The following is a 3,123-nucleotide window of genomic DNA, read 5'->3' on the forward strand; positions in this document are numbered from 1 at the left end:
CCAGAACGGCCTGCAGCCGGGCAAAGTGCTGACCTCGATGATGAAGCGCGTCGACGTTGCCGTCTACACCGCCTTCATGGACGGCAAGAACGGCACCTTCAAGGGTGGCGTCGAGAACCTCGGCCTCAAGGAAGGCGGCGTCGACTACGCCATGGACGACAACAACAAGGCGCTGGTGACGGACGAGATGAAGGCGGCGGTCGAAAAGGCCAAGGCCGACATCATCGCCGGCAAGCTCGAAGTGCACGACTATACGGCTGACAACGCCTGCCCGTACTGAGCGGCACGGACATAAGCCAAGATCTGCAAACCGCCGGGCGCAAGCCCGGCGGTTTTGCCTTCTACCGGGTCGAGCGAAATATTCGCCACCCGCAACGGACACCATTCCGGGACAACGATGCAGCCGACGATCGAACCCATGCGGGAGCGCGATGTAGCAGCCGTCGCGCGACTGCGCCTGGCCACCTTTTTCGAGGGGACGGCAAGGACTGTCGAAGAGGATGCGGCAGACCTTCGCCGACTGCTTGCCGGTGATGGCTTCGAGATCGCATTCGTGGCCCGGCTCGGCGACATACCGGTCGGGACGTGCCTGCTGGTCCGCCACGAACTTGAACCAGCGCATGATCTCACGCCATGGCTGGCCGGGTTGGTTGTCGATGCCGGGTATCGAGGCGCAGGGATCGGCAGCGCGCTGGTCAGGGCGACTGAAGCCCATGCGGCTGTGCGAGGTGTTGAGACCCTCTATCTCTACGCATGGAAGCACGTGATTTCTACGCAGCCCTTGGCTGGAACATGATTGAGATTTTTGCGCAGAACGACGAAACGATGGCTCTGATGTCGTGCCAGCCGCGAGCATGATCCCGAAAACAAAGCTCTAAAACTTGCCCGCCAGATACCCCAGCGCGAACGCCACGATCAACCCGACGGCGAGACCAAATCCGCGCCGGCCGCCAAGCGTGTGCAGGCCAATGCCGTGCGGCCGCTGTGGCAGGCTTCGGATCACGGTTGGCGACCTGGCATCGCTCAGGCCAGAGGTGCGCATCTGCGGCAGGTCGGCAATGCGCTGCGTGATCTGCTTCCAGCGCTTTTCGCCATCCGCCGGTCCGGCACGGTCGAAGACATGCATGCGTTCGGCAAGCCGCACCACGGCATCGCGGAAGGCCGGGTCGATCTCCAGATCCCGTTCTGCCCGCTCCCGGTCCTTATCGTTCATCAGGCCGAGCACATAGTCGCCGGCCCGCGCGATGCGATCGCTTTCACCGGCCATGGCGTGCACCCTCCCTTTTTCCTCACCAATGCGGCGGCTTGGTTACAGGCACGTCATCTCCTGCCTGCTCTTCAAGCGCCAGGAAGCGATCCGTCAGGGCATCGAGCTTGCGCTGCATGCGCTCGATCACCTTCCACTGCTCGGCGATCTGGCCGGACAGTTCCTCGATGGTCTTCTCCTGTTCGGCGGCGCGGATCTCCAGCGTCGTCAGCCGGTCGGCGGGCATGATCATTCAGAATCCCTAGTCTCGCATCGTCCTGCGAATTTGAGCCTCGCCATATTAGCGAATATGAAGGTCCCGGCCACGTTGGAAATTGACAAGCGCACCGGGATTTGTCGAGAGTGAACCCTGCTCCGGCCAATTGGCATGGACGGAGCGTCATGCTAGGCGTTTTGACCAAGCGATAAAAAAAAGAGTGGGACAGGCTGCATGGCGCAAGCCGCAATCGAGCTGATCGGCATCAACAAGAGTTTTGGCGCCGTGCGCGCCAACCGCGACATCAATCTGGAGATCGCGCGCGGCACCATCCACGGCATCGTTGGCGAGAACGGGGCCGGAAAGTCGACGCTGATGTCGATCCTCTATGGCTTCTACCAGGCCGACAGCGGCGAGATCCGCGTCGGCGGCCAGCCGGCCTCGATCAAGACGCCCAATGACGCGATCGCGCTTGGCATCGGCATGGTGCATCAGCATTTCATGCTGGTCGACAATTTCTCGGTGCTGGAAAACGTCATCCTCGGCGCCGAAAGCGATGCGCTGCTGAAGAAGAGCATTGCCAAGGCGCGCTCCGAACTGGAGCGGCTTGAGCGCGAATACGGGCTGGAAGTCGATCCCGATGCGATCATCGAGGAACTGCCGGTCGGCCTGCAGCAGCGTGTGGAGATCCTGAAGGCGCTCTATCGCGGCGCCGAGATCCTGATCCTCGACGAGCCGACGGGTGTGCTGACGCCTGCCGAGGCCGACCACCTGTTCCGCATCCTCAGGCAGTTGAAGGATCAAGGCAAGACGGTGGTGCTGATCACCCACAAACTGCGCGAGATCATGGCCATCACCGACACGGTGTCGGTCATGCGCCAGGGCACGATGGTGGCGACGCGCGAGACAGCCAAGACCACGGTCGAGGAACTGGCCGAGCTGATGGTCGGGCGGCGCGTGCTGCTCAGGGTCGAAAAGGGCGAGGCGGAAGCCGGCGGCGTCAAGCTCGCGGTCAAGAACCTGACGGTGAAGGACACGCGCGGCGTCACCATGGTCGACGACATCTCCTTCGATATCAGCGCCGGCGAGATCGTCGGCATCGCCGGCGTCGCCGGCAACGGCCAATCCGAACTGCTCGAGGCGATTTCCGGCATCAGGCGTGCCGTCTCCGGCTCGGTCATGCTCGACGGCAAGCCGATCGACCTGACCGGCGCCGCCGATCCGGGCGAGTTGCGCGACCGCGGCCTGGCGCACGTGCCGGAGGACCGCCACCATGTCGGGCTGGTGCTGGCCTTCGAGGAGAATGAGAATTCCATCCTTGGCTATCATGACGACCCGCGCTATTTGAAGGGGCCGTTCCTCAACATCGATGCGATCCGTAACGATGCCAAGGACAAGATCGCCAAATACGACATCCGCCCGGCGGACTGCCGGCTGAAGACCGCCAATTTCTCGGGCGGCAACCAGCAGAAGATCGTGCTTGCGCGGGAAATGGAACAAGACCCGGGTGTTCTCATCGTCGGCCAGCCGACGCGCGGCGTCGATGTCGGCGCTATCGAATTCATCCACAAGCGTCTGATCGCCATGCGCGACCAGGGCAAGGCGGTGCTGGTGGTCTCGGTCGAGCTGGATGAGATCCGATCCCTCTCAGATCGTATCC

Annotated in this window: 4 protein-coding genes and 1 pseudogene; 3 read left to right on the plus strand and 2 right to left on the minus strand. The window is 62.6% G+C overall.

Translation table 11 applies throughout. The features are described from left to right. Both EN935_RS28680 and EN935_RS28685 read left to right on the plus strand, forming a co-directional pair. A pseudogene (locus tag EN935_RS28680) lies at nucleotides 1-280 on the plus strand (BMP family ABC transporter substrate-binding protein); the annotation flags it as partial. 117 nt (nucleotides 281-397) lie between these two features. Beyond that, nucleotides 398-796 carry a GNAT family N-acetyltransferase gene (locus tag EN935_RS28685; RefSeq protein ID WP_245468843.1) on the plus strand — a complete coding sequence of 133 codons (399 nt, stop codon included), beginning with the start codon at nucleotides 398-400 and terminating at the stop codon, nucleotides 794-796. Between the two features lie 78 nt (nucleotides 797-874). Here the strand turns inward: EN935_RS28685 and EN935_RS28690 are convergent, their stop codons facing one another. Both EN935_RS28690 and EN935_RS28695 read right to left on the minus strand, forming a co-directional pair. After that, nucleotides 875-1,267, minus strand: a complete 393-nt coding sequence (locus EN935_RS28690) for a hypothetical protein (protein WP_109658882.1) — start codon at nucleotides 1,265-1,267, stop codon at nucleotides 875-877. A gap of 22 nt (nucleotides 1,268-1,289) precedes the next feature. Then, nucleotides 1,290-1,496 (minus strand): SlyX family protein, encoded by a 207-nt coding sequence (locus EN935_RS28695; RefSeq protein ID WP_181956538.1) that lies wholly within the window; start codon nucleotides 1,494-1,496, stop codon nucleotides 1,290-1,292. Nucleotides 1,497-1,697: 201 nt separating this feature from the next. Between EN935_RS28695 and EN935_RS28700 the strand changes: the two genes are divergently transcribed. Beyond that, a partial coding sequence (locus tag EN935_RS28700) for an ABC transporter ATP-binding protein (protein ID WP_164771402.1) occupies nucleotides 1,698-3,123 on the plus strand: 1,426 nt, incomplete at its 3' end.

The organism is Mesorhizobium sp. M7D.F.Ca.US.004.03.1.1, assembly GCF_003998635.1.
Lineage (GTDB): Bacteria > Pseudomonadota > Alphaproteobacteria > Rhizobiales > Rhizobiaceae > Mesorhizobium > Mesorhizobium loti.